1 pseudogene is annotated in these 679 nt (G+C 51.4%); it reads right to left on the bottom strand.

From position 1 onward, the window contains the following. Positions 1 to 586 (bottom strand): annotated as a pseudogene (locus HGP29_RS28365) (IS3-like element ISKpn1 family transposase); the annotation flags it as partial. Positions 587 to 679: the final 93 nt, after the last annotated feature.

Here is a 679-nt window from a genome sequence, read left to right as displayed (position 1 = left end):
CGGGACATACCGGCCGCCCGCAGAAGGTCCCGCAGAGCGTGTTCATGCCTTAGTTCACTGATTATCAGGGCTTTTTGCCATTTTTTTCGCTCTGAACCAAGGCTTTCAACTTTTTTAGATAGGCATTCTCTGCCCGCAGATAACGCAGTTCGGCCCTGAGCTCTTCGGGGGAGAGTTTTTCCAGCTCTTTATCTGTCAGTGGTGGGATATTTTTTGGCTTTGTCATTTGTCCGGGCCGTCCGCATTGCATGTTTAAAAGACCTTCCGCTCCGGCATCGTTGTACACGTCGAGCCAGCGCCGGACAAGTATTTCTGCGGAGAGATTAAACCGGGCAGCCGCTTCACGCATCGTCAGGCGGTCACTGATAACCGCCCGGACGACCACGAGTTTAAATTCATCGGAATAATGATTATTTTTTGCAGTCAGGCCTTCTGCACCGTGGAACTGCCATGCCCTGACCCAGCGACGGACAGATGTTCTTTCAATACCAAAAAGGTCGGCTGTACTCTGTTCTCCGTCTTTACCGGACAAATAATGATTAACCACAGCCAGTTTTGTTTCAGGGGAATACTTTGGTTTAGCCATAAAATTGCACCTTACTCAGTTGGGTGTCCAACTTTTGGGGTGCAGTCCACTGCGCTTGCGCGGGCCTACGGTCAGGCGTCCTCCCCGGTCATC

Origin of the sequence: Flammeovirga agarivorans, assembly GCF_012641475.1 — a bacterium.
GTDB classification, from domain to species: domain Bacteria; phylum Bacteroidota; class Bacteroidia; order Cytophagales; family Flammeovirgaceae; genus Flammeovirga; species Flammeovirga agarivorans.
This window is presented reverse-complemented; position numbering and strand designations above follow the sequence as displayed.